The sequence below is a fragment of the Alcanivorax sp. DG881 genome (genome assembly GCF_000155615.1).
Classification (GTDB): domain Bacteria; phylum Pseudomonadota; class Gammaproteobacteria; order Pseudomonadales; family Alcanivoracaceae; genus Alcanivorax.
The window spans coordinates 415,130-440,369 of the sequence record NZ_DS989915.1 but is presented as its reverse complement, the minus strand read 5'-3'; the positions used below and the strand labels follow the sequence as shown (position 1 = coordinate 440,369).

Annotated in this window: 23 protein-coding genes; 15 read left to right on the top strand and 8 right to left on the bottom strand. The window is 57.3% G+C overall.

The window, feature by feature from the left end; genetic code table 11:
- Positions 1–20: 20 nt before the first annotated feature.
- The 3 genes from ADG881_RS01975 to ADG881_RS01965 all read right to left on the bottom strand — a co-directional run bounded on the left by ADG881_RS01975 (position 21) and on the right by ADG881_RS01965 (position 1,771).
- Complete coding sequence (locus ADG881_RS01975) at positions 21–683, bottom strand: TIGR04211 family SH3 domain-containing protein (protein ID WP_007150259.1); 663 nt, start codon at positions 681–683, stop codon at positions 21–23.
- A 148-nt stretch (positions 684–831) separates the two neighbouring features.
- Positions 832–1,131 (bottom strand): YciI family protein, encoded by a 300-nt coding sequence (locus ADG881_RS01970; RefSeq protein WP_007151535.1) that lies wholly within the window; start codon positions 1,129–1,131, stop codon positions 832–834.
- A complete protein-coding gene (locus tag ADG881_RS01965) occupies positions 1,109–1,771 on the bottom strand; it encodes an inner membrane-spanning protein YciB (RefSeq protein ID WP_007149144.1) in 663 nt (220 codons plus the stop codon). The genes ADG881_RS01970 and ADG881_RS01965 overlap by 23 nt, the downstream gene beginning before the upstream one ends.
- A gap of 224 nt (positions 1,772–1,995) precedes the next feature.
- On the opposite strand from ADG881_RS01965, the gene ADG881_RS01960 reads away from it, so the two are divergent.
- From ADG881_RS01960 to rluB, 6 genes are all read left to right on the top strand, one after another.
- Positions 1,996–2,847 (top strand): PHP domain-containing protein, encoded by an 852-nt coding sequence (locus ADG881_RS01960; protein ID WP_007148711.1) that lies wholly within the window; start codon positions 1,996–1,998, stop codon positions 2,845–2,847.
- Positions 2,848–2,933: 86 nt separating this feature from the next.
- The gene (locus ADG881_RS01955) at positions 2,934–3,557 is read left to right on the top strand and encodes an L-threonylcarbamoyladenylate synthase (RefSeq protein ID WP_007149963.1); all 624 of its coding nucleotides are present in this window, start codon (positions 2,934–2,936) and stop codon (positions 3,555–3,557) included.
- 140 nt (positions 3,558–3,697) lie between these two features.
- Positions 3,698–4,912 (top strand): tryptophan--tRNA ligase, encoded by a 1,215-nt coding sequence (locus tag ADG881_RS01950; RefSeq protein ID WP_198004983.1) that lies wholly within the window; start codon positions 3,698–3,700, stop codon positions 4,910–4,912.
- Positions 4,913–4,924: 12 nt separating this feature from the next.
- A complete protein-coding gene (locus tag ADG881_RS01945) occupies positions 4,925–5,923 on the top strand; it encodes a ScpA family protein (protein WP_007151140.1) in 999 nt (332 codons plus the stop codon).
- Between the two features lie 2 nt (positions 5,924–5,925).
- Positions 5,926–6,879, top strand: coding sequence for an SMC-Scp complex subunit ScpB (gene scpB / locus ADG881_RS01940; protein WP_007148469.1), 954 nt, complete (start codon positions 5,926–5,928; stop codon positions 6,877–6,879).
- Positions 6,872–7,714 (top strand): 23S rRNA pseudouridine(2605) synthase RluB, encoded by an 843-nt coding sequence (gene rluB, locus ADG881_RS01935; RefSeq protein WP_007149176.1) that lies wholly within the window; start codon positions 6,872–6,874, stop codon positions 7,712–7,714. The genes scpB and rluB overlap by 8 nt, the downstream gene beginning before the upstream one ends.
- Positions 7,715–7,856: 142 nt before the next feature.
- On the opposite strand, the gene ADG881_RS01930 is transcribed toward rluB, so the two are convergent.
- Complete coding sequence (locus ADG881_RS01930) at positions 7,857–8,573, bottom strand: 16S rRNA (uracil(1498)-N(3))-methyltransferase (protein WP_007151318.1); 717 nt, start codon at positions 8,571–8,573, stop codon at positions 7,857–7,859.
- A gap of 204 nt (positions 8,574–8,777) precedes the next feature.
- Here ADG881_RS01930 and ADG881_RS01925 point away from each other — a divergent pair, with 204 nt between their 5' ends.
- The 3 genes from ADG881_RS01925 (at position 8,778) to ADG881_RS01915 (ending at position 12,328) form a co-directional block, all read left to right on the top strand.
- The gene (locus ADG881_RS01925; RefSeq protein ID WP_007150072.1) at positions 8,778–9,620 is read left to right on the top strand and encodes a MoxR family ATPase; all 843 of its coding nucleotides are present in this window, start codon (positions 8,778–8,780) and stop codon (positions 9,618–9,620) included.
- Positions 9,621–9,638: 18 nt separating this feature from the next.
- The gene (locus tag ADG881_RS01920; RefSeq protein ID WP_007149038.1) at positions 9,639–10,817 is read left to right on the top strand and encodes a VWA domain-containing protein; all 1,179 of its coding nucleotides are present in this window, start codon (positions 9,639–9,641) and stop codon (positions 10,815–10,817) included.
- 302 nt (positions 10,818–11,119) lie between these two features.
- Positions 11,120–12,328, top strand: a complete 1,209-nt coding sequence (locus ADG881_RS01915; protein WP_039925952.1) for a hypothetical protein — start codon at positions 11,120–11,122, stop codon at positions 12,326–12,328.
- 26 nt (positions 12,329–12,354) lie between these two features.
- Here ADG881_RS01915 and ADG881_RS01910 read toward each other — a convergent pair whose 3' ends face one another.
- From ADG881_RS01910 to ADG881_RS01900, 3 genes are all read right to left on the bottom strand, one after another.
- On the bottom strand, positions 12,355–13,782 hold the full coding sequence (locus ADG881_RS01910; RefSeq protein WP_007149278.1) for an MATE family efflux transporter: 1,428 nt from the start codon (positions 13,780–13,782) through the stop codon (positions 12,355–12,357).
- Positions 13,783–13,914: 132 nt separating this feature from the next.
- The gene (locus tag ADG881_RS01905) at positions 13,915–15,513 is read right to left on the bottom strand and encodes a hypothetical protein (protein WP_007150914.1); all 1,599 of its coding nucleotides are present in this window, start codon (positions 15,511–15,513) and stop codon (positions 13,915–13,917) included.
- Between the two features lie 328 nt (positions 15,514–15,841).
- Positions 15,842–16,747, bottom strand: coding sequence for a LysR family transcriptional regulator (locus ADG881_RS01900; protein ID WP_007149268.1), 906 nt, complete (start codon positions 16,745–16,747; stop codon positions 15,842–15,844).
- 115 nt (positions 16,748–16,862) lie between these two features.
- Between ADG881_RS01900 and ADG881_RS01895 the strand changes: the two genes are divergently transcribed.
- The 3 genes from ADG881_RS01895 (at position 16,863) to ADG881_RS01885 (ending at position 19,742) form a co-directional block, all read left to right on the top strand.
- Positions 16,863–17,852 (top strand): zinc-dependent alcohol dehydrogenase family protein, encoded by a 990-nt coding sequence (locus ADG881_RS01895; RefSeq protein WP_007150696.1) that lies wholly within the window; start codon positions 16,863–16,865, stop codon positions 17,850–17,852.
- Between the two features lie 71 nt (positions 17,853–17,923).
- Positions 17,924–18,931, top strand: a complete 1,008-nt coding sequence (locus ADG881_RS01890; RefSeq protein WP_083787444.1) for an LLM class oxidoreductase — start codon at positions 17,924–17,926, stop codon at positions 18,929–18,931.
- Between the two features lie 4 nt (positions 18,932–18,935).
- On the top strand, positions 18,936–19,742 hold the full coding sequence (locus tag ADG881_RS01885) for an SDR family NAD(P)-dependent oxidoreductase (protein WP_007150137.1): 807 nt from the start codon (positions 18,936–18,938) through the stop codon (positions 19,740–19,742).
- Here ADG881_RS01885 and ADG881_RS01880 read toward each other — a convergent pair.
- On the bottom strand, positions 19,739–20,605 hold the full coding sequence (locus ADG881_RS01880) for a DUF4437 domain-containing protein (protein WP_198004982.1): 867 nt from the start codon (positions 20,603–20,605) through the stop codon (positions 19,739–19,741). The genes ADG881_RS01885 and ADG881_RS01880 overlap by 4 nt on opposite strands.
- 301 nt (positions 20,606–20,906) lie before the next feature.
- Between ADG881_RS01880 and ADG881_RS01875 the strand changes: the two genes are divergently transcribed.
- The 3 genes from ADG881_RS01875 to ADG881_RS01870 are packed head-to-tail and all read left to right on the top strand — an operon-like array spanning position 20,907 to position 25,093.
- A complete protein-coding gene (locus ADG881_RS01875) occupies positions 20,907–21,836 on the top strand; it encodes an efflux RND transporter periplasmic adaptor subunit (protein ID WP_007151056.1) in 930 nt (309 codons plus the stop codon).
- Between the two features lie 9 nt (positions 21,837–21,845).
- Positions 21,846–21,989: a hypothetical protein gene (locus ADG881_RS17455; RefSeq protein ID WP_156790309.1), complete on the top strand. Its 144-nt coding sequence runs from the start codon at positions 21,846–21,848 to the stop codon at positions 21,987–21,989.
- A complete protein-coding gene (locus ADG881_RS01870) occupies positions 21,989–25,093 on the top strand; it encodes an efflux RND transporter permease subunit (protein WP_007149356.1) in 3,105 nt (1,034 codons plus the stop codon). Before ADG881_RS17455 ends, ADG881_RS01870 begins: the two co-directional genes overlap by 1 nt.
- Positions 25,094–25,240: the final 147 nt, after the last annotated feature.

The following is a 25,240-nucleotide window of genomic DNA, read 5'->3' as shown; positions in this document are numbered from 1 at the left end:
TGTGCCCGGGCCACACCGGATTAGTTGGCCCAGCCGCCTCGCTGGCGACGGCCTGAGCGTGAGCGCATCAGCACACCGGCAATCAGGCCGATGACCAGAATACCCACGCCGGTAATCCACTGCTGGGAAGTGTTGTTGTTGCGCAGCATCACGTTCTCGCCCTTGACCTGATCCAGCTCGGAACGCAGCAGGCTCAATTCTTCATTGAGGCGACGGTTGGCCTGGTCCAGGCGTATTGGATCAGAGGCAACTTCCTGAAGCTGCTCCAGCTCATTGCTGCGTGAGCTCAGGGAGTTTTTCAGCTCGCTGGATTGCTCGGACAGGGCATCTCGCTCACCTTTGACCTCAGCAAGCTGGGTGCGCAGTTTGGCCACTTCCGCCTTGGCCTTTTCGCTGGCCTGGGTGGCGCGCTCCAGGCGAATCTCGGCGGTAGGGCTCTGGCTCAGGTACTGCTTGCCAATATAGCCCTCGGTATCGCCATAGCGAATCTTCGCCCAGTCACCCTCGAAACCAAAAAATTCAATGCGGGTGCCACTTTTAATCCCGCGGTGCAGGATGCGGCCGCTGGGATTGGCGGCGGCACGAATCGGCACATAAATACTGTCATCTACCCATGCCGCAGCGGCAAGGGCGGTGCTGGATGCACTCAGCAATGCCAGTACACAGAATAATCTAGCGAGCATCAGTTACTCCTTGAAGTCAGGCCGCGCAGTCTAAAGAACTCATACCGGTAGGGGCGCTACCATAGTCACATTTCGCCGCGTGAGCCGTGGTGTCTTTGTAAAAAATGGCAAATTGCCATGATCGGCCGCCTGGCTTGGTCGACTATTTTCAGGGCAGTACGCGCTTGAACGGTTTCACCGTGACACTGGCGTACACGCCGGCATCCATATACGGATCCGCATCCGCCCAGGCCTGGGCGTCACTCAGGGATTCGAATTCGGCAATGACCAGTGAGCCGGTAAAGCCGGCGGGGCCGGGGTCGTCGCTATCAATCGCGGGATGTGGGCCAGCCAGTTGCAGGCGCCCCTGGTCACGGAGGGCTTCCAGCCGCGCCAGGTGCGCGGGGCGAGCCTGTTTGCGTAACGGCAGGGAGTCGGGGACATCTTCACTGATGATCGCGTACAGCATGGCCATCCTTTTTTTCGTTGTCGGTGGGGGTCTTTTCAGTGCCGGCCTCAGCGCTGTCCTGTTTCATGATGCGTTTGCGGTCTTCTTCAGGCATTTTCTTAAATACATACGCGAATACACTGATATAAAAGATCATTTGGAGGGCAGTGAAGCCAAAGAGTTTAAAGTTTACCCAGAAGTCAGTGCTGAAATTGAACGCAATGTAGAGGTTGAGCGCGCCGATGAAGGCAAAGTAGAGCACGAAAGCGATATTCAGCAGCGCCCAGTCCCGGCGCGACAGCGCCACCACAAACCCGAAGCCGGAAACCATCAGTGATTCGCACAGCCGTTGCAGCAGGTTGCGTTCGCGCAGAAAGTGGCCAAGCAGCAAAATGCCGCCAAGGGTGAAGCTGATAATGGAAGGGCGCCACTTGATAAAGACATCGTTCTGGAAAAACAGGGTCATGGAGCCGAAGATCAGGGTGATCACAAAGACGATCAGGTGCATTTTTTGCACCTTGCGCCAGATTAGCCAGCCCAGTGTGACCTGGGCAGTAGTGGCAATCAGGATGCCCCAAGTGGCCAGCATGATGTCCCGACCGCCAAGAAAGTAGAGGCCGAAAAATACAATTACCGGAAGGTAATCAAACAGTTGCTTCATTTGCAGCGCCTTATTCCGTGCCGGTCCAATAGCCTGAAAGGGGAGCGACGGCCGCACGGCCGACCATCCGCAGGGCAACGATGGTAACGGCATCAGGCGGGCAATTCACCCTGCCGCCCTGCATTATTTTTTGCTTCATTGTGGTAGCGTAATCGACCCGTTTTCATCGAGACGGTTCCTGCAATGGCGCTGCCGTCTGCGAAATAACCCGATAGCCACCCCTTATGACTGCGTGTTTTGACTTGCATAGCCACAGCCTCGCCTCCGATGGCGCGTTGTCGCCCACTGATTTGGTGGCGCGGGCGGCGGATTATGGCGTCACCCATCTGGCCTTGACCGACCACGACACCCTGCGCGGACTGGATGAAGCCCGCCAGGCCGCGCAAGCGCGCGGAATGACCCTGATCAACGGGATTGAGTTGTCGGTTCGCCACGATAACCGTGAATTCCATGTGCTGGGGCTGTGGGTCGATGTGGATGACCCGACCCTGCAGGCCCGGGTCAGCGCCCAAAATGAAGCCCGTATCAACCGCGCCCGGGAAATCGGCCGGCGCCTGGATCGGGCCGCCGGACTGGCAAACAGTTACGAGCGAGCCTGTGAGTTGGCCGACAACGACGCACCGGGTCGCCCCTGGTTTGCAAAGCTGCTGGAGCAGGCTGGGCGAGTCCGCAATCATCGCCACGCGTTCAACCGTTTTCTGAAACAGGGCCAGTCGGCATTTGTGGCCACCCCCTGGTGCTCCCTTGAAGAAGGCATTGCGGCGATCCACGCGGCCGGCGGCACCGCTGTTCTGGCCCACCCCCATGCCTATAACATGACCCGCAAGCGCTTGCGGCACTTTCTCGGGCAATTTAAAGCGGCTGGCGGCGATGGCCTGGAAGTGGCCATGCCCGGGCTGACACCCCATCAGCAGGCATTACTGGATGAATGTTGGCAGCATTTCGATCTGCAGGTGTCTGCGGGCTCTGATTTTCATTCTCCGGAACAGCGGTGGCTGGCACTGGGCCGGCTGCCACCGGTACCGGCCGGGGCGACCCCGGTATGGGAAGGCCGATACGCATCATTGAACAGTTGACAGTGAATGCGTAATCGCTTTAAAAACAAAGCACTGCATGATTTTTCTAATGTCGTTTATCCACTTTAATTGCTCGCTGCCTGATTATGACTGAAACGCTATACATACATCCGGAAACCCCTCAGCCGCGGCTAATTCGACAGGCCGTGGATGTCATCCGTAGTGGCGGGTTGATTGCTTACCCCACGGATACCACCTACGCCCTGGGATGCGGCATTGGTGAAAAGGCGGCTCTGGATCGTCTTATTCGCCTGCGCCAACTGGACAAGAAGCACGAGTTTACGTTGCTCTGCCACGACCTCTCTGCGCTGGCGATCTACGCCAAGGTAGACAACCCGGATTATCGCTTGCTCAAGGCCCACACCCCGGGGGCCTATACCTTCATTCTGCAGGGCACCACCGAAGTGCCACGCCGATTGATGCACCCCAAAAAGCGCACCATCGGTATTCGCGTTCCTGACCATGCCATCTGTCAGGCGCTGCTGGCCGAGCACGGCGAGCCAATAATGACGTCGACTTGCCACCTGCCTAACGACGAGTTTCCGCTCACCGATCCCCAGGACGTACGTGATTTTCTGGAAAATCACGTGGATCTGGTCATTGATGGGGGCTTTTGCGGCACCACCGAAACCACCGTAATCTCCTTGTCTGAAGGTGAGGGGCCGGTGGTGGTGCGCGAAGGGGCGGGCCCAATCGACGCCATCTATTAGCCAAATTGCAGGGATTTGCTCAGGGTTTGATCAGACACTGACAAGTCGCTGTCCCTCACGGCGCGGTTCACCGTATAATCGCGGGCTTTCCCCGCAGCATTCCCCGTGGAATGCCACTTATAGGGTATAAGGAGTTGGCTTTGAGTTCCGTGGTTCCCTCCCAGCGAGTTGTTTCCGGCATGCGCGCCACTGGCCGCCTGCATCTGGGGCACTACCATGGCGTGCTGAAAAACTGGGCGCGTCTGCAGCATGAGTTTGAGTGTTTCTTCTTTGTCGCAGACTGGCACGGACTCACCACCGAATACGAAAACCCACACAAGATCGAACAGCACGTCTGGGATCTGGTGATCGACTGGCTGGCCGCCGGTGTGAACCCGGGGTCTGCCACGCTGTTTATCCAAAGCCAGGTGCCGGAGCACGCGGAGCTACATCTGCTGCTATCGATGATGACGCCTCTGTCCTGGCTGGAGCGGGTGCCGACCTACAAGGATCAGCAGGAAAAGCTGCGCGAGAAAGACCTGAGCACCTATGGTTTTCTCGGTTATCCGCTGCTTCAGTCTGCTGACATTCTCGCCTACCGGGCCGGCCAGGTGCCGGTGGGGGCGGATCAGGTAGCCCATGTGGAGCTGACCCGGGAAGTCGCGCGTCGCTTCAACCACCTCTATGGCCGTGAACCGGGCTTTGAAGAAGCCGTGGATGCCGCCATCAAGAAGATGGGCAAGAAACAATCCAAGATTTACCTGAACCACCGTCGCCAGTACCAGGAAAAGGGCGACGAAGCGGCCCTGGAAACGGCACGCGCGCTGGTGGATGGGCAACAGAACATCACCCTGGGTGACAAGGAACGCCTGCTGGGCGATCTGGAAGGCGGCGGCAAGGTGATCCTCGCCGAGCCCCAGTCATTGCTTACCCAGGCCTCCAAGATGCCGGGGCTGGACGGTCAAAAAATGTCCAAGTCTTACGGCAACTTCATCAGCATGCGTGAAGAGCCTGCAGATGTGGACAACAAGATTCGCCGCATGCCAACAGACCCGGCACGGGTACGCCGCACCGACGCGGGCAACCCGGATAACTGCCCGGTATGGCAGTTTCACATGGTGTATTCTGACGACACTACCCGGCAGTGGGTGCGTGAAGGCTGCACCAGTGCCGGGATCGGCTGTCTGGATTGCAAGAAGCCAATCATCGAAGCGGTTCAGGAAGAGCTGGAGCCCATCCGCAAGCGTGCGGAAGAGCACCTGCGCAACCCGGACCTGGTGCGCACCATTGTGGCTGAAGGGTGCGAGGAAGCACGCGAAGCCGCCCGCGCCACACTGGAAGAAGTGCGCGCAGCCATGGGCCTGAATTACCGCTAGGCGGAGCAGAGCATGACGGAAACGGTAGAGCACACGGCAGAAGAGACTCCGGCACCCGAGCCACCCGCGGCCATGCTGGGGCCCTTGCATCCGAGCCAGTCAGAAATGCCGTTTGGCCTGGTGTATGGCAAGGCAATCACCAAGCTGCCTGATGACCTCTACATTCCGCCGGATGCGCTGGAAGTTTTTCTGGAGGCCTTTGAGGGCCCGCTGGATTTACTGCTCTACCTGATCAAACGCCAGAATCTCGACATCCTCGATATTCCGGTGGCCACCATCACCGTCCAGTACATGGAGTACGTGGAGTTGATGAAGGCCATGAACTTCGAGTTGGCGGCAGAATATCTGGTCATGGCGGCCATGCTCAGTGAGATCAAGTCACGCATGCTGCTGCCGCGCCCCAAGGACGATGAAGAAGAGGAAGGGGAGGACCCCCGTGCCGAGCTGATTCGTCGCTTGCAGGAATACGAACGCTTCAAGAAAGCGGCGGAAGATATTGATGAGCTGCCGCGCCTGGAGCGCGACGTGTTCCCCGCCGAAGCCAAACGCCCGGAATTCACCCGTGAGAAAGCGCAGCCGGATGTGGATATGCGCGAGTTGCTGCTGGCGCTCAAAGAAGTCATGCACCGGGCTGACATGTTCGAAAGCCATCAGATCTCCCGGGAAAAGCTGTCTACCCGTGAGCGCATGGCCAGCGTGCTGGACAAGCTGAAAGGTCGCGACTTTGTGCCTTTTATCGAGCTGTTCAACCCGGAAGAAGGCAAGCTTGGTGTGGTAGTGACCTTTCTCGCCACGCTGGAACTGGTGAAAGGGTCGCTGATCGAGCTGGTTCAGACTGAATCGTTTGCACCGATTCATGTGAAGGCCAAAACCCTGGTGCTGGAAGAGTCTGACCTGCTTGCCGGCCTCGAGCTCGACGATGAGCCTGATGCGGCTCCGGATGCCTATGAAAGTGATGCCGGCGCTGTTGATGCCGCGGATGACGACGCACACGATGGAACCAAGGGGTAAGCGTGGACGCTGAGCAAATAAAAAGAATTGTTGAAGCCGCCATTCTTGTAGCCGAAGGGCCGCTGGACCGTGACGGCATGCTGGCCTTGTTCGATGAAGAAGATCGGCCCAGCAAGCAGGACTTGTCCAAATACCTTGAACAGCTGGCTGACGAATACGAAGGCCGCGGCATTTTTCTCAAGGAAGTGGCATCCGGCTTTCGCTTTCAGGCGCGCTCGGAGCTGGGCTCCTGGGTCAGCCGCTTATGGCAGGAAAAGCCGCCGCGCTATAGCCGTGCCATCCTGGAGACCCTGGCCCTGATCGCCTATCGCCAGCCGATTACTCGTGGCGAAATCGAAGAAATTCGTGGCGTTTCGGTAAGCTCACATATCGTTAAGAGCTTGCTGGAGCGAAACTGGGTGCGTGTTGTCGGGCATCGCGATGTACCGGGCCGCCCGGCCATGTTCGCGACCACCAAGCAGTTTCTGGACTACTTTGATCTCAAGAGCCTGGAAGACTTGCCGTCGCTGGCAGAGATACGCGACCTGGACAAGCTCAATGAAGAGCTGGCCCTGACCGATGTGCCGCCCAGCAAGGCAGGCGAGGGCGATGCTGACGAAGCCTCGGAAGGTGACATTGACGATGATGGCCTGGGTGAGCACGAAGTACGCTTGCCGGGGGATCAGGGCAGCATTCCAGGCTTTGAGCCAGAACCCGAGATCGACGATTCCACGCAGATGAGCATGGACAAGGTTGACTCCGTGCTTGCCAGTTTTGAACAGGAATTTCGTCGCAAGCCCGGCGAAAACAATGACGCAGAGCCCGCCCCGAGCCGTAATGACGCGGCGGCGGACGATGCCTCCACAGAACCGGACGGCGCTGCAAACGATAGTGATGATGTCGCGGTAGAAGAGGCTTCTGATCAGGAGCAGGAACCGAACGACAGCGCAGAGGAAAGCCGAACGCCCCATGAGTGAGAAATTACAGAAAGTCCTGGCCCGTGCCGGGCTGGGCTCCCGCCGGGAGCTTGAAACCTGGATCAGCGACGGTCGCGTCTCGGTCAATGGGACTGTAGCGACCCTGGGTGACCGGGTTGGCAGTGAAGATACCCTACGTGTAGATGGCAGGATGATTAAAGTGAAGGCCGAAGAAGATACCGTTCAGCGGGTCATTATGTACCACAAGCCTCCGGGAGAAGTGTGCTCGCGCAACGACCCGGAAGGGCGCCCGACGGTGTTCGATAACCTGCCGCGCCTGCAGGGGATGCGCTGGGTCCAGGTCGGCCGGCTGGATATCAACACCACCGGCATGATGCTGTTCACCACCGATGGTGAGCTGGCCCACCGGTTGATGCACCCCTCCAACGGTTTTGTCCGTGAATATGCCGTGCGCGTGCGTGGCGGCATGACCCAGGAAAAGCGCCAGGCCATGCTGGATGGTGTCCTGCTGGAAGACGGCGTTTCCAAGTTCGACAGCATCGAAGATGCCGGTGGCGCCGAAGAAGGCGCCAATCACTGGTACAAGGTAACGCTGACCGGCGGCAAGTACCGGGAAGTGCGTCGCCTGTTTCAGTCACAGGATCTGGAAGTGGCGCGTCTGATGCGGATCCGCTTTGGGGACCTGAATCTGCCCCCGCAATTGCGTCAGGGCCGCTGGATGGAACTGGAGCCGGAACAGATGAAGGCGCTGATCGACAAGGTGGAGCTCAAGGGCAAGAAATACACCGGCCTCTATGGCCGCGCGCGCTTGCGCCACCAACGCAGTGGCAGCAAGCCACCGCGTAAGGCCCGCCGCGGGCCTTACCGCCGCTAGGCTGACGCCGAACTGGAAGAGTATCGAGTTGCGAGAAACGCGTTTCGAAAACCAGAGACCTGCGCTCTGCTTTCGCTTTTCGTAACTCGATACTCATGTCACGCAACCGGTTGCCGGCGGCTTTGCAGCTCAAGTGCTACTTCTACGGCAGTCGCATTATGCGCCCGACCAGTGCCGGCAATGCGGTTTCCACCCTTAGAATTCTCGCCCCAAAGCTGTGACAGGCAAAGCCCTGTCGTTGCAGCATATCCACTTCGTACGGTGTCCATCCCCCTTCAGGACCCACTGCCAGAGTGACTGGCTCGGTCAGGTTACAGGGCAGGGTGGGGTAATCGCCCGGGTGAGCCAGGATGCGCTGCCCGCTACCGGCCCATTCATCCAGTGAGTCTTCCACAAAAGGCTTGAAGCGCGGGGCAAGAATCAATTCTGGCAGGCAGGTGTCTCGTGCCTGTTCCAGCCCCAGAATCATCTTCTCGCGAAGCAGGTCGGCTTTCAGGTTGGGGGTTTGCCAGTAGCTCTTGTCCACCTTCCAGCTGTTGATCAGCACAATGCGTTTGATGCCCAGGCTGGTGGCGTCGATCAGGATGCGCTTGAGCATTTTGGGGCGAGGCAGCGCCATCAGCAGGGAAAGCGGCAAGGCGGCTTCCGGGTGAGACAAAGGTTTAAATTCAACCGTTACCTCATTGTTTTCTATAGATTTTACTGTGGCCATTCCTGTGCTTCCGCCTAACAGCCCGGCCCGGCACTGTTGCTCTTCGGCCAGGTTAAGCACGGTGCGCACGTGGACACACTGGCGGGTATTCAGGCGCCAGAGAGCGTCGTGCAGGTGTTGGTCGGGATGCAGCAGCAGCAGATTCATGGCGCGGATTATGGCACACCACGTGGCGCACCAGAACACGGGTCGATGGCGGCAGTGCGCTGCGCCGTTCAAGGGACTGCCGGCGATCTGTTGACGCAAATCACTGTTTTCTTGGCTATTATAGCCCTTTGCCCGGCGCCACTGGATTGCTAGAGTGTGCCGCCTGATCACCCGTTCGATTAACTGTTCAGTTTGGAGAATTTCATGCAGTTTCAGGGTACTGACCAATATGTGGCCACAGATGACCTGAAAATGGCCGTGAACGCAGCCATTGCCCTCAAGCGCCCGCTGCTTATCAAGGGCGAGCCCGGTACCGGCAAAACGCTGCTGGCCGAACAGGTCGCTGAATCCCTGGGTCTGCCACTGCTGTCGTGGAACGTGAAATCCACCACCAAGGCACAGCAGGGCCTGTATGAATACGATGCGGTATCCCGCCTGCGTGATTCCCAGCTCGGCGCCGAAGGGGTCGAAGATGTGGCCAACTACCTGAAGAAGGGCAAGCTCTGGGAAGCCTTTACCCATGAAGGTCAGGTAGTGCTGCTGATCGACGAAGTCGACAAGGCCGACATCGAATTCCCCAACGACCTGCTCCAGGAGCTGGATCGGATGGAATTCTTCGTTTATGAAACCGGCGAATTGATCAAGGCGGAACAGCGCCCGATCGTGATCATTACGTCCAACAATGAGAAAGAGCTGCCGGACGCCTTCCTGCGCCGCTGCTTCTTCCATTACATCAACTTCCCCGATGCGACGACCATGCAGGCCATCGTGGATGTGCATTTCCCCGAGATCAAAAAGAACCTGGTGAGTGAAGCGCTGGAAATCTTCTTTGACTTGCGCAAGGTGCCGGGCCTGAAGAAGAAGCCTTCCACCAGTGAGCTGATCGATTGGCTCAAGCTGTTGATGGCGGACGATATCCCGGAAGACATCCTGCGTAGCCGCGACACCAAAAGTGCAGTACCTCCCCTGTACGGCGCGCTGCTCAAGAACGAATCAGATGTGCAGCTTCTCGAGCGTCTGGCGTTCATGAATCGCCGCGAAAGCTAACCGGTCCACGGGCAAACTATGCTTATTGGTTTTTTCGAAAATCTGCGTCGCTATCGGGTGCCTGTCACCCTTCGCGAACTGCTGGATTTATTCGATGCACTGCATGCGCATGTGGCGTTTGGCTCCATTGAGGATTTCTACCTCCTGAGCCGGGCGGTCATGGTGAAAGACGAAAAATACTACGACCGCTTTGATCAGGCGTTTGCCAACTACTTTGAGGGCCTGGAAAACCTGGAGCCGGACTGGCTCAGCAAGGTAATCCCGGACGAGTGGTTGCGCAAAGAGCTGGAAAAGAACCTGAGCCCGGAGGAGTTCGAGAAACTCAAGGGGCTCGGCAGCCTGGAAAAAATCATGGACGAGTTGCGCAAGCGGCTCGAAGAGCAGGAAAAGCGTCACCAGGGCGGCAACAAGTGGGTTGGCACCGGTGGTACCAGCCCGTTCGGTGGTTACGGCGAAAACCCCGAAGGGGTGCGTATGACCGGGCCTTCACGGAACAAGAAAGCCGTGAAAGTCTGGGAGAAACGGGAATTCCGCAATCTGGATGATTCAGTGGAACTGGGCACCCGCAACATCAAGCTGGCCATGCGCCGGCTGCGAAAGTTTGCCCGCACCGGCCGCGATGAAGAGCTGGACATGGACGACACCATTTCGTCCACTGCCCGCAATGCGGGGCTGCTCGATATCAAGATGCGCCCGGAAAAGGAAAACCGCGTCAAAGTACTTATCTTCTTTGATATCGGTGGCTCCATGGACCCCTATGTGAAGCTGTGCGAAGAGCTATTCTCCGCTGCCCGGGCAGAGTTCAAGCACATGGAGTATTTCTACTTCCACAACTTCATCTATGAGTACGTCTGGAAAGATAATCGCCGTCGCTGGGATGAGAAAATCTCCACCTGGGACGTGTTGCACAAGTATGGCAGTGACTACAAGGTGATTTTCGTGGGCGATGCCGCCATGAGCCCCTATGAGGTCAACTCGGTAGGCGGCAGTGTGGAACACTGGAACGAAGAAGCCGGCGCTGTCTGGTTTCAGCGAGTCACCGATACCTACGAGAAAGTGGTGTGGCTAAACCCGGAGCCAGAACGCGCCTGGCAGATGACCACCTCTACACAATGGATCAAACAGCTCTGCGAACACCATATGTTCCCGCTGACCATCGAAGGGCTTGAGAAAGCCATGCGGCAACTGAGCAAATAAAGACTTAATGATGCCCCCGGGTGGCGAAAGGCCACCCCGGGGCCTCCCCTCCAATTCTCCTGCCAGCTTGTTGCCGCCCTTGGCGACATCCAATGCAGTTAGTTTCATTCCGCCGGTCAATTTTTTACTTTTTATGCACCAATAAACAGCACGTTTAGTGGCTGCCGCCCTGACAGTTCCGTATCCTGCGCGCCTTCCACGCATCGCCATACCGATTTACCCCGCCCACAAGGCAGGGCAGCGGGAAAGGTGCTGCCACATTGAGCGCCCACCGTGATCCGGTGGACCTTCAGGAGATCTTCATGTCCAGGGTGAAAACCACCGTCTGGATGACTGCTTTCAGCCTTGCCGCACTGACCAGCGCCACCCATGGGGATAGCACCCAGGCTGAAATTCGTCGTCTGCAATCCGAGTTAGATCAGCTCAAATCCCGTCTCGGCGATGAGCCGACTGATCCCGCGCTGAACTGGCCCAGCTTGAAAGTATTCGGCAGCGTCAGCGTCGATGCCATCTATGATGACAAGGATGCCGGCTTCGACGAACTACTGATCCCCAGTACTATTCCCGGTGGCGACACGGATCAGCAGAATTTCGTCATGAGTGCCAAGAACAGCCGCTTTGGGTTTCAGGTGGGCGAGGGCAGTGGCCCACACATGGTGTTTGCCATGGACCTGTTCGGCAGCCTGGACCGGTATGAGCTGCGTATACGCGATTTCTATTTTGAAAACGGGCCGCTGCGTGCAGGTTACGGCTTCACCGCCTTGCTGGATGGCGCGGCCTGGCCGCTGACGCTGGATGCTCAGGGCCCCAACAGTGCCATCTTTGCGCGGCAAACCGGTGTGCGCTGGCAGGGAGAGCACCTCACCCTGGCCCTGGAAGATCCGAACAGTGAAGTCTACGATCCCACCAACGCGACCAGCGCTGCGGGTCGCAGACCCGATGCCATCGCTACCTGGAAACAGGGTTTACCCGCCGGGCACATCAAGCTGGGTGTGGTGAACCGTGAAATCGGTGTGGAATTCGCGGATGGCGACCAGCAATTTGCCAACGCAACGGGCGGTGTGGCCAGTGCGGCCATAAACGTCACCGACAGCGTGAAACTGCTTGCCAATGGCAGTTACGGTCAGGGCATGGCGCATTACTACAATGACCTGTCCGGCTTTGGCGACAGTGGCATGGACGGCTATGTCTACGCCGGGCGCGACCTGCAACCCCTGCTGGCGCAAGGCGGTTATCTGGGCTCTCAGTGGCAACTCAACCCCGCATGGACCCTGGCCATGGTCGCCGGGGAAGTCACTATCGAGTCCGACACCGCCTTGCCGGCCGAAGCGCTGCGGCGCACCCGCTACGGGACACTGACGGCGGTACATCAATACACGCCAGCCTTGAGCTATGGTGCGGAGCTGTCATACGGCCTGCGTGACAACCAGGGTGGCGACCGCAGTGAAGCACCACGGGTGCAGTTCAACATGACGTACCGGTTTGCGCACACCAGCCGTCCGGTTCAATAAGATGCAGCAGAGAACCCAAGACTGGCTCAGCCCCCATTGGTATCCATTACTGTGTCGGTGGGGTACTGAGCCACCCGGGTTTCTGCAGGGGTTCTTCCCACCAGATTCTTCTGCTTCCAGGTCCCGCGTTTAAACCATAACCAGGCAACCAGCGCCGACAGAAAGGCTTGAACCGGATAGGAAATCCATACTCCGGCCACGCCCAGTTGCGTGCGCTCTGTGAGTAACCAGGCAATCGGGAACTGCAGCACCCAAAGGGAAATCAAGGCGATGGCCATGGCGGCGAGCGTGTTGCCCGAGCCGCGAAAGGCCCCGGTGACCACAATCTGGGCGCCGAGCAGGCCGTAGGAGAGGGCGGTGATGCGAACAAAACGGGCGCCTTCTTCGATAACCGCCGTCTCGCCGGGCACGAAAAGCTCAACCAGCGGCGCGGCAAGGAAGAAACTGACCACCCCGACCAGCGTCAAACTCACCAGCGCCAGGGCACCACTGAGGTAAGTGGTGTGTTCCGCGCGCTCCAGCTGCCCGGCGCCCACGTTTTGACCGACAACGGTAGAGGTCGCCTGAGACAGGCCGAGCGCCGGAATAATCACAAAACTCAGCATCCGGGATCCAATACCGTACGCCGCCAGCGCAACGGTACCGAATCCGGCCACCAAAATGGTCATCAGCATCAGGCCCAGTGCCCGAGTTGCTTGCTCAACGGCGGCGGGCAGGCCCAGTCGAAATAACTGCCACAACATGGGCAAATCCGGGCGCATGTGCAGACGGGCAAGCTGAATGCCGTAGCGCCCCGAGAACAGCATAAACAAACCGATCACTGCGGCCAGCCCCTGGGTCGCCAATGTGGCAGCAGCGGCGCCGCTGACCCCTAAAGCGGGCACCGGGCCATAACCAAGAATCAGCAACGGGTCGAGCCCGAAATTCAGCAGCACCGTCCCCGCAACGATCAGCAGAGGTGTCTTTACATCACCGACACCACGCATCAGCGACTGAAAAATTACATAGGCAAACATGAACGGCAGCCCGAGAAAGGACACCTGTAGATAAGACGTGGCGTGGGGCTGCACGGATGCCGATGCACCGAGAAATGCCACCAGCGGTGCCGCAATAAAATAGCCGATGGCAGCGAGCAGCAAGGAGAGGGCGATAACGCCCATCAACGCCTGGGCGGCCACATGATTGACCGCATCCAGATCACCGCGGCCCTTGTTCTGGGCAACCAGAATTGTTCCGGCAACAGCAAGGCCAATGCCCAACGAGATAAGGAAAAACAAAACGGGGAAGCTGAGCGACACCGCAGCAACGGCATCCGCCCCCAGTCGGCCGACCCAGAAAGTGTCGGTAAGCTGGTAGGCCGTCTGCAAAAGATTGGCGAAGACAATCGGAATCGCCAGGGTCAGCAATGCGCGGGTAATGGAGCCCTGGATTAGGTTGGGGGTGTCTTGAGCCACGAGATCTCCAAGCATACGCGCGTTGAAAAGGGGGGGGGTTATTCTCCATCGTCGATCGTACCGGATTTACCCAATACAGAAACAACAAGAAAGGTGAGACGTGGCATATGGGATGAGGGCCTGGCCCTGGTTTTAGCGGCCTTCTTCCTTGTCGCCTTTTTTGAGTTCCGCATACATGCCCAGCTGCTCCCAGCTTGGCAAACCGGACTCTAGCCGTCGAACAGAAGAACCCTTTCCTCTCGTGCTACGTTTTTCTAATTGATTGGCAGGCATTGCACCCAGCGTGACTTGGCGCTGTATCAGCAAACGATTATTTTCCGGCAGATGTTCCGACGGAATCGTACCCAGGCAGGGATTGGGGTGACCCAGCCCTTTGCTAAGTGCAAGGGCAAGCTGGAGCTGAAGCGAGTAGTCCAGAGGATACACAGGAGGCGTCGGCCGCGGTGGATTCGTTAGCCCACAGAAACCCGTGTTTTGAGTAGTAATACCAAAGGGTTCGCTACCTTGAATATTCCTGAACCAGTTCATTTTTTCTTGCTCTGAGCATGAACTGCCTGGAATAAACCCGGCGCCTTTGTAAGGCATGAATACTCCCGTACCCGCAAGCTCCTCGTTCACTTGGGCTGTTGAATGGCAACTGATGCAGGAAGATTCCGGATTGTCGACGGGGCCATTCAAGCGCCCATGCTTGCCCGTCATGCCGGCAAAGGGTGAGGGCACGGATGGGTTGATCCAGTTTTCATCAAGATCAGGATCACCATTGCTGGTTACATCCGGGTCATTGCCCCAGGCAAGCCCTATGGGCGTTAGGTTATACCATCGGTCTCCAGGACTGGCAGCCGGGAGGGATTCGTCATAAACATAAGTCGCAAACACCCAGCCGGTTTCCGCAGACCGGGGATCTTTAACCGCCACATCCATCTGCAGTAGGCGCACCTCAAAGGTGTCTCCCGATGAATCATCGGGTGCCTGAATCTGCCAGGCAGGGGAGTGCAACAATGGGTCCGGGCCAACGATTGAGCTCGGGTCATACTCAGCAAAAAGGACCTTCACAACGACGGTGCCATCAATGAATTGGCCTTTACCCGGTTCTGCCTGCATAGGGTCAGGGTGACGAAACACCTGCCCAACGGTGTACCCTCCAAGCTTGTTGTATAGGCCGATTCCGTATGCCCCGGCATCAGCAGACAGCCAGCTTTGTTCGCTGGCCCTTAAGCCGCGCTCTTCGGTCAGTCCATGTCTTGGTTCTCTTGGGAAGAAACCCGACGTCATCATTGGAACGTGATACCAGTGCGTTTTACCTGATAGCGCCTCATTCTGTGGAACAAAGTCATAAGGCGCGAGGTCCTCGAGCACGTATTGCTTCAGGGCCTCCAGATAATCCAATCGCTGCGCTTCCTGCCTGAAATCATGGTTTAGCCAAGACGCTGAGGTTGTAGCCTCAAACGGCTCCCAACCGGTAATTTCTCCTCCTTCAGCAACAGGAATGCCCAGCGGATAGCCCTGTGCCAGCTGAAAAGATTGCTCTCCTTCCGGTGGAGCGCTTCTCGCTATCCAGTCCGGGAACCAGCCCGAGCACTGTACGGTATAGCCGGCACCAGGTTCTCCGCCTTCACCTGTCGTGTCGCGCACAGGCTCATCGAACGTGGGACGACACCCGGTCCATAGAAGCGCCACACCACAGAACGTTGCCCCGAGAACGGCTTTTTTTAGTCCTTGATGTTCCTTCATCGTCGTTTCCTCCCTGACATCATGTCGGTTGAATCAGCTTACGAGGTTGTAAAATCGACGAATAGCCAGCCGAATAGAGAGACTTGGGATGCCGTATCGCAGCGTTATAGAAAACAACGCCTTAGGGGGAGCACGGAAATATAATGGTCAATCTCCTAAGCGAAATTAAGATATCGGCCATGCCACAAACCTCATTTGCGTCACGAGGTGTGGGCAGAGTTAGTGCTTGTGGTGCTTGGCAGAGAAGAGGTTGCTTGGAGGTGCGGGAATTACGCCAAGCATTCAATTTAACATAATATACATTATGCGTAGTTATCTATGGGTCATTCTAATCCAGCCACGGCGGATGATTGCCAATACGCTCAATCAGGAAATCGATAAACACCCTGACCTTGGCCGTCAGCACGTTGGATTTGGGATAGACCAGCCATAACGCAGGTTCTGCATCCATTCGATATTCTGGCAGCACCTGAACCAGGCTACCTTCGGCCAGCTCCTTATGAACGCTCCACAGTGAATGAATGGCAATGCCGGCACCGCAGCGTGTGGCAATCTTATAGCTTAGGCCGTCGTCAATGGTGAGCCGGTGTCCAGCCACGCGAGTATTAAACTCGCCACTCTCTCCGTCGGGGTCAGTCAGCTTGATGCTGGATGCAGTTTTGAACGCGATCAGTTGGTGATTCAGCAGGCCATCAGGGCTTTCGGGGGTGCCGTGGGTGGCGAGATAATCCGGTGAAGCGCAAAGTATCCGTTTATCTTCTGCAAGCTTGCGCGCATGGAGATTGCTTTCTGGCAAAACGGCATTGCGTAATGCCAGGTCAAAGCTCCCCTGTATCAGGTCCAGCTCCATGTCAGACAACCGCAAATCCAGGCTAATTCCCGGGTGTAATGCCAGAAATTCGGGAATTAACGAAACAATGAATTGCTGTGCGAAGGTGCTGGATGCGGTGAATCGCAGGTTGCCGGAAACCGTTTCATTGCCGTAGCCCAGTGCCGCCAGTGCGGCGTTTTCCTGTGCCAGGATTTCGCGGGCATAAGGCAGGAACTCTGCACCTTCCACAGACAGCGCCACCTTGCGCGTGGTCCGCTTCAACAAGTCTGCGCCAACGCCCTTTTCGAGCTTAGCCAGCTTCGCACTGGCGACCGCCGGTGGCATGCCCAGCTCGCGGCCTGCAGCACTGATATTGAGCTTCTCAGCGGCAAGGACAAACAGCTTTATCCCTTCTGTGTCCATCTTTATATCCGAAATGCGAATACTGAAACCCAATACTGCCCATTTATTCGTGCAAAGCGAAGCAATATGGTTGCTCCAACGAAATAATTTCCGTCCCACACAGCTGGAGCAAGTCATGAAAGCGATGGTTCTCAATCAATATGGTCCCGATGCCAAGTTTGAGCAGGCAGAAATCAACACCCCGCACGCGCAAGCGGGACAGGTGATTGTCCGTGTGGCAGCAATCAGCGTTAATACCGTGGATACAATGATTCGACAGATGGGCGCGGATCTCCTCCCCCTTTCCCCTGAGCTACCTGCTGTTCTGGGCATGGACTTTGCCGGGACTATTGAGTCGGTGGGAGATGGCGTAACCAATTTTTCCCCGGGTGATGATGTCTACGGTTGTGCCGGTGGTCTGGCAGATTTGCAGGGTGCCTTGGCCGAATACATACCGGCTGATGCCCGCTTGATTGCTCACAAGCCCAAAAGCCTGTCCATGCGTGAAGCCGCCGCCCTCCCCCTTGTAGGCATTACTGCCTACGAAGGTCTGCAACGTGCAGGCGCCGGTGTCGGGCAGAATGTCCTTGTTCACGGTGGCACCGGCGGTGTCGGGCATGTGGCCGTGCAACTGGCCGGGCATCTGGGTGCCAGGGTGTTCACAACGGTATCCGGCGACCAGCCATTTGAGATTGTCCGTGGCTACGGCGCGACCCCTATTGATTACAAGAAAGGCAGCGTGGCTGACTATGTCACCGCACACACCGACGGAGCCGGTTTTGATGTGGTTTTCGATTCCGTGGGTGGCGCCAATATGACGAACAGTTTTGAAGCGGCCGCATTGAATGGTCAGGTTGTCACCACCGTTGCCATGCTGGAGCTGGATCTGAATCCGGCCCATTTCAAGGGCCTCTCGATTCATGTGGTGTTCATGCTTATCCCGATGCTGCACAACCATCAACGTGAGGACCATGGCCGGATTCTGGCTAATCTGGCGACAATCGTTGACGAAGGTGCGCTCTCTCCTCTTCTTGATGAGCAACGATTCAGCTTCGACGAGGTGGGACTTGCCTACGAACGCCTCACCAGTGGCCAAGCCACCGGAAAGGTGGTGGTGGAGCGCTGAGCCACCGCTCTGTCAGTTCACCATTATTTAGGCGGGCTCGGCCCCGCCACAGATAATAAAGGAGCAACCTCATGTTCCAGGAGATGACGTTTCCATCAATTAACCGCGGTTATAACCGCGTTTTCCAGCCTGGTCGCTTGAGTATTGGGCTGGTTGCGCCTTTGGAGAATTACCCTTCTGGACCTGTCCCCTCGATGGAGCGCCATCTGGAAAGAGCGCAGTTAGCCGAGCGGGCGGGCTTCTCGGCATTGTGGTTAAGGGATGTGCCGTTCAACGTGCCGTCCTTTGGTGATGCCGGACAGGTGTACGATCCCTTTGTTTATCTTGGTTTCCTTGCGGCGCACACCAACAGCATTGCTCTTGGTGTGGCCAGCCTGGTTTTGCCACTGCGACATCCCGCCCATGTTGCCAAGGCGGCGGCCAGTGTTGATCATTTGTCTAATGGAAGACTGATTCTTGGTATCGCTTCTGGTGATCGTCCGGATGAGTATCCTGCGTTCAGACAGAATCATGCCAACCGCGGTCAGCGGTTTCGCGAAAGTGTCGATTACATTCGCAGTATGGCGGAATCATCGCCCTTTACTAACAGCACTTTCGGGCACACCAATGGTGATATGGACCTGTTGCCAAAACCGCTGTCTGGGAAGATTCCCCTGTTAATTACCGGCAGCAGCCAGCAGCATCCCCAGTGGGCGGCCAATAATGGCGATGGCTGGATCACCTACCCCCGGGACGTTGATGCACAACAGACAGCCGTAACACAGTGGCGTGCATCGATTGCTTCTGAGGAGACACTCTCCAGGCCGGTCATGCAATCTCTGTATGTTGATCTTGAAGATGACCCTAATGTTGGGCCGGTACCCATTCATTTGGGTTTCCGGTCTGGCATTAACGCCCTGAAGAAATACCTGCAGTCACTGGAAAACATTGGCGTCAATCATGTGGCACTCAACCTGCGTTTCAACCGGGCAGGTACGGAATCGACCATCAAACAATTGGCGGATGAGCTCCTTCCGTATTTCCCGTCTTCAGAGCGGCCGCCCTGTTCATTTTCAGCTGCATCCATAAGCACGAGGTAAGCCCATGACAAAGCGTGTTCTCATTACCGGCGCCACAGACGGCATCGGCCTTGAAACGGCAAAGCGTCTAGTCGGTGAAGGTCATCAGGTAATAATCCATGGTCGCAATCCGGAAAAAATTGCCGCTGCTAAACAACAGCTCCTTGCGACACAAAGCGATGGCTGGGTTGAAACCTGCCAGGCGGACTTGTCCCGGCTCAACGAAGTGGAAGCGCTAGCGAAACAGCTGCGTGCCAGGCATTCCCCCCTGGACGTTATCATTAACAACGCCGGCATCCTGCGCTCCCCCACTCCAGTTACTCCTGAAGGGCTGGATATTCGGTTTGTCGTTAACACGCTGGCCCCCTACTTGCTGGCCAGGCAACTGGCTGCTGGCCTGCCCCCAAAAGCACGCATCATTAATCTCTCCTCCGCCGCTCAGGCGCCTGTGGAATTCGAAGCCCTGAAAGGTGAAAAGCCGCTGGATGACATGCAGGCCTATGCCCAGAGCAAGCTGGCGCTAACCATGTGGACCCGCGCCCTTTCCCAGCGAGAAGAAAACCGGGACGTTGTAATTGTCGCGGTCAACCCCGGCTCATTGCTTGCGTCGAAAATGGTCAAGGAGGGGTTCGGGGTGGCAGGAAAGAGCCTGGCAATTGGTGCTGGCATCCTGGTAAAAGCGGCCTTGTCTGGCGAGTTCACTGACGCGTCAGGGCGCTATTTTGATAATGACGAGGGGCGTTTTGCCTCCCCTCATCAAGATGCCCTGGACGACGACAAATGTGCGGAGCTGGTCGCCATGCTGGAAGCCTTGTTAAAGGGTGTTGGTTAACGACGAGTTTTATCGTTTCCCTTCACGATATACGGACCATCCGTACGCACATACAAGGTAACTGGATCATCCGTTTGATTGTGAACCTCATGCTCAATGGTGCCACTGGATTCGATATAGCTACCGGCCTTCAATGAAGAGGATGAGGAAACGGCTTTCACTGCCCCTGTCGAGCTGTAATCAATTTCACCTGCTATCAACACGGCTCGAAACTCATTGGCCTGTGTCTTGATGAAACCGGAGAACCCGGCAGGCAAACGTATCATGGCACCATTCACGCCTGTGTCACTTTGCCAAAGCGGGGCCGCTTCCACGTCGTCAGCTTGCAGGGAATATAGCTCACCACCGTCCTGCCAGACCAGGTTGTCTGCATGAACATTCAGCGGATGTTCGCCATTATCATAGGCCTTGCTTGAAGGCTGAACCCGATAAGGGCCCGCATCAATTTCCAGGTATATCTGGTTGTCTGCTGCAGCGGCTGCGGTAATGTGGTCTGCCCCGGCAGGTTGGGTCCAGAATGAAGTCGCCGGCATCCACATGGGTTGTGCATCGGGGTCATCGTTATGCATCTGCCCTTTAATCACTATGCCGCGGTAGGTGATGTTGTGGATATGGGGTGGAGACTGGAAGCCCTTATCGAAACGCACCAGCATCCCTGTTGCTGTATCGACCGCTCGGTCCCCCCAAAGGTTCGCGGCGCCCGGGCTTAACTCGCCCCTCGCAGGGTTAAGGTAGCCCCAGTCCACATTCCCGGCAGGTACTACCGTGAGACGAGCTTGGGTTTGCGGGCTTTCAGCGTATATCGCGCTTGCAGCAGCGAACAGCACCAGTGCCGCTGCTTTATTGAAGGGGGTCATCGCCATGCGCTCTTTCAGATTAAGGGGCTGTAACGCTAACTCGCTTCGTTATTCATAAAAACGGGCCATTCGGGAATTCAGTTATCGTCAAATAGGAGCAATTGCCTCAACCCAGGCGTAGAGCGGCTGTCACCTATCATCAGTATCATTCAGTGCCGTGGTGACGGATACCCCACAGGGGAAATAAGGCCATATGGGCGTAAACGATTCGGATTTGCATCTCAGCCGCCAGAAACGTTAAATCCCTCTGTTCGGATCGTTCATTCTGCCTGGGTTGCTCATTGTACTTTTGGGGTCACACCGTCCTATGCCTGCTTTACGCCTTTGCCTGCTCTCCATTCTTACCCTCCCCTTGCTGGCTCAAGCAGCAACACCTGTCACCGTTGCCACCGTTGAGATGAAGCAGCCCGTTCGTGAGCTGCTGATTAACGGGACGCTTTCTGCCGATCAGGCTGCGCGCTTATCGGCGTCCGTATCAGGCCTGGTGAATCGTGTCGGCGTGGATATTGGTGATGCGGTTGGGGCTGGTGATGTGCTGCTGGAACTCGATGCAGAGCTCAATCAGTTGGCGCTCAGGCAGGCACAGGCCAGTTATCGACAGCAGGCCGCCACCCTGAACGACGCAAAGCGACGGCTCACGGAAGCCAACTCGTTAAGCCGCAGTATTGCAGCCAGTGAAATACGCAGCCTGGAAGCGGAAGTGGAAACCAGCAAAGCCTCCCTTGCGGCCAGCCAGGCGGAGGTTTTACGGCAAAAGGCGCTTCTCAAACGCCACACCTTGTCTGCGCCTTTTGCCGGCGTCATCAGCGCCAAACTCACCGAAGTCGGTGAGTGGGTCACACCGGGAACGCCGGTGCTTGAGTTGGTTGGCAGCAATACCCTGCATGCGGATTTTGCCGTTCCACAGCGCTACTTTTCGCAAATCAGCCGGGAGACGCCGCTGACCATTCGCCTGGAGAGCGCGTCAACCAGCCGGACAGACAGCGCGCCACAATCTGAAATCCCGGCCGAAATTACCGCCATCGTCCCGGTTAATGACCCCTCGGCACGCACCTTTGTGCTGCGTGCCAGCCTGCCTTCCCAGGGGCTGACACCCGGTATGGCCGTGTTCGGCAACCTGTCCATCCAGTCTTCCAGCGCTGAACCGGTCGTGCCCCGAGATGCACTGCTCCGTGATGTTCAGGGCAATGTGTCGGTCTGGCTGGCTGTAGTTAATGCTGATGGAAATGCGGATTGAGATGAATTAGTGGCACGTCGGCGCGCCATCAAGGTGCGCCCCGGGCAATCGGATCCAGTGATTGTTCTGGAGGGGCTACGCAAGGGGGACAAGGTGGTGGTCCGTGGCAATGAGGGCTTGCGAGATGGCGACCGGATCCAGGTAACCCGCTGATGTTTGAACGGATTGTTCGTAACGGCACCCTGATGACGGTGATCGTCCTGATCATCACCCTGCTCGGTGTGCTTGCCGCGCTGCGCATCCCGGTGCAAATGATTCCTGATCTGGAAGTGCGTACCATCAGCGTACTGACGCGCTGGTCCGGCGCCACGCCCCAGGATGTGGAAAAGGAAATTCTGATTGAGCAGGAAGAATACCTGCGCAACCTGCCCAATCTGCGACGGCTAACCGCTACGGCCTACAGCGGCGAAGCGGAAATCGAGCTGGAATTCCCCTTTGGCGTAGATATTACCGATGCGTTGATCCGGGTGAACAACGCGCTCAGCCAGGTCCCCGCCTACCCGGATACGGTGGACCAGCCACAGATTCTCTCCTCTTCGTTCTCCAGCAATTCCTTCATGTATTTCAGTGTCTACCCGCAGGCCGGCAATCCCCGCGGCCTGGACATGGACATGATGCGTGACTTTATTGACGACGAGGTCCGCCCACGCATGGAGAGCGTGCAAGGCGTCTCCATGGTGGAAATGCGTGGCGGCGCTGAACGGCAGATTCAGGTGCTGTTGGATGCTCAGGCCCTGGCCCAGTTCGGACTGACGGTGGTTGGAGTGCGCGATGCGCTGCGCGAACGCAATCAGGATGTGTCCGGCGGTGAAGTGGATAGCGGCAAGCGGCGCTACCTGCTTCGCACCGTGGGCCGTTTCGAGAATCTGGATGATCTCAACGATTTGATTTTGCAGCGCCAGGGCGACTCACTGGTGCGCTTGCGGGATGTGGCCACCGTGGTCATGGATCATTTCCCCGTGCGGCAGATCTCCCGCTTTAACGGCAATCCGGTGATCATGCTGGCAGTCCGCCGGGAAACCGGCTCCAACGTAATCGACATCAAGCAGGGAATGCTCGAGCAGGTCGACCTGGTTAAAAAGGAGGTGCTGGAACCGGCCGGCATGGACATGTCGCTAATGTCCGATGACGTGCGTTACGTGGAAGCCTCGGTGGCGAACGTGTGGATCAACCTGGGCATCGGTGCGGTATTTGCCACCTTGGTGATGTTTCTTTTCTTGCGCTCAGTACGCATTACCGCTGTGGGCGTCATTGGTATTCCCATCTGTACCATTGCCGCCTTCCTGGGGCTGCTGCTGGCCGGGCGGACCATCAATGTCATCTCCATGGCTGGCATTGCTTTCGCTATCGGTATGACCCTGGATAACTCCATTGTGGTGCTGGAAAGCATCGAGATGGAACGGCGCAAAGGGCTTGATCGAATTCGCTCAGCGGTGAGCGGGATCCAGAAAGTCTGGCCGGCGGTGTTTGCCTCCACCATGACCACGGTGCTGGTATTTCTTCCGGTGGTGTTTATTCAGGAAGAGGCCGGGCAACTGTACTCCGATATTGCCATCGCCGTTTCCGCTTCGATTCTGGTCTCCATGCTGGTGGCCATGACGGTCATCCCCACCCTCTCCGCCCGGCTGGATTTCTCCGCCGTGATGGATCATGACGGTGAACATAGCCGCTGGATGAAAGCGATCAATCGCTGGGCCACACAGTTATCGGCCACCCGCCCGCGCCAGCTTGCCACCTTGGGCATTACGCTGGCAATTGCCACCGCCATTGTGGTCTTCCTGACGCCACCAGCGGAATATCTGCCCGAGGGGGAAGAGCCCAAGACCTTTGCCAGCATGAACGCCCCGCCCGGCTACAATCTGGAGACCATGGCCGCGATTGCTGACGAAGTGGAAGCAGAACTGTTGCCGTTGGTAGGCCAGGACCCGCAGGCCTATGATCGCGGCGAACTGTTCATGCCACCACTCAAATACATGAACCTGGGCGTAAGCGCCGAGAACCTTCGCATCATCGCTGAACCCATGGACCCGGCCCATATGGAACCGATGATGGACGGGATTACCCAGGTTTACCGGCAATACCCTGGTATGCGTGCCTTCGCTGCACGCGGCTCGATCATTTCCAGCAACGATGGCGGCACCCGCAGCGTGACGCTGGATGTGGCGGGTAAAGATCTGGCTGAGATTTATGATGTGGCCAGAACGCTGTATCGGGAAGCGGAAACTGTCTTCGACAATCCGCGCATCCAGTCCCAGCCCGCCAGCCTGTCGCTGGCCCAGCCACTGATTGAAGTCCGCCCCATCTGGAGCCGCGCGGCCGAGGTGCGTTTCTCCACCCGGGATCTGGGGTATACCGTGGCAGCACTCACCGATGGCGCCTTCCTGGACGAGTTCTTCCTCGGCGACGACAAGGTGGATATCTACGCCTATAGCGACCGTACTGGCAGCTCGCCGTCGCTGACCACCCTGCCCGGCCTGCCGGTGCATACCCCTATTGGCGCCACTGTGCCGCTATCCTCTCTCGCTGACCTTCAGGAAACCGTAGATACCAGTGTGGTCCGCCGGGTTAATGGCCGCCGCACGGTGACGCTGAATATCATTCCGCCCCGCTCTGTGCCACTGGAAAGCGGCGTGGCCCAGGTACGGGACATGGTGCAGCAGCTGCGTGACAACGGGGTCATTCCGGACACCATCAGCATTAGCCTGTCCGGCGCCAGCGACCAGCTTCAGGCAACACAGCAATCGCTCAGCGGTAACTATGTGGTCGCCCTGCTGCTGGTGTATTTGCTGCTGGTCGCCATTTTCAAACACTGGGGCTACCCGCTGCTGATCATGACCACTATCCCGCTGGGGATTGCCAGCGGTTTGCTGGGGCTCGCGCTGATGAATGCCGCCGGCATCAGTCAGCCTTTCGACATGATTACCATGCTGGGCTTCCTGATCCTGATGGGTACGGTGGTGAACAACCCGATCCTGATTGTTCACGAAGCCACCCTGAACATGCGTGCCGGTAGCGCTGCTGCGCAGGCGGTCAGCGACGCGGTGGCATCGCGACTGAGGCCCATTGCCATGACCACTATCACCACGGTGTGCGGCCTTGCCCCGCTGGTGCTTATCCCTGGCGAAGGCACCGAACTGTATCGCGGCGTGGGAGCCATTGTGTTGTTCGGCTTGCTCGGCACCGCCATCGTTACCGTTACTTTCCTGGCTTGCCTGACGGCGCTGATTTTTGGCCTGTCCCGCAATTCTTCTGCGTAGATTCAAAAATATCCCCGCTTTCCGTTGACCTCACCCCATAAATTGCCCACAAAGAGAGTGTGCATTTAGACACAAAAGGGGTGGGGCAAAATGTCCTGCCTGGAAGTGTTATGTCGCTATCGCTATTTCCCTTAGTCCGAAATAGTA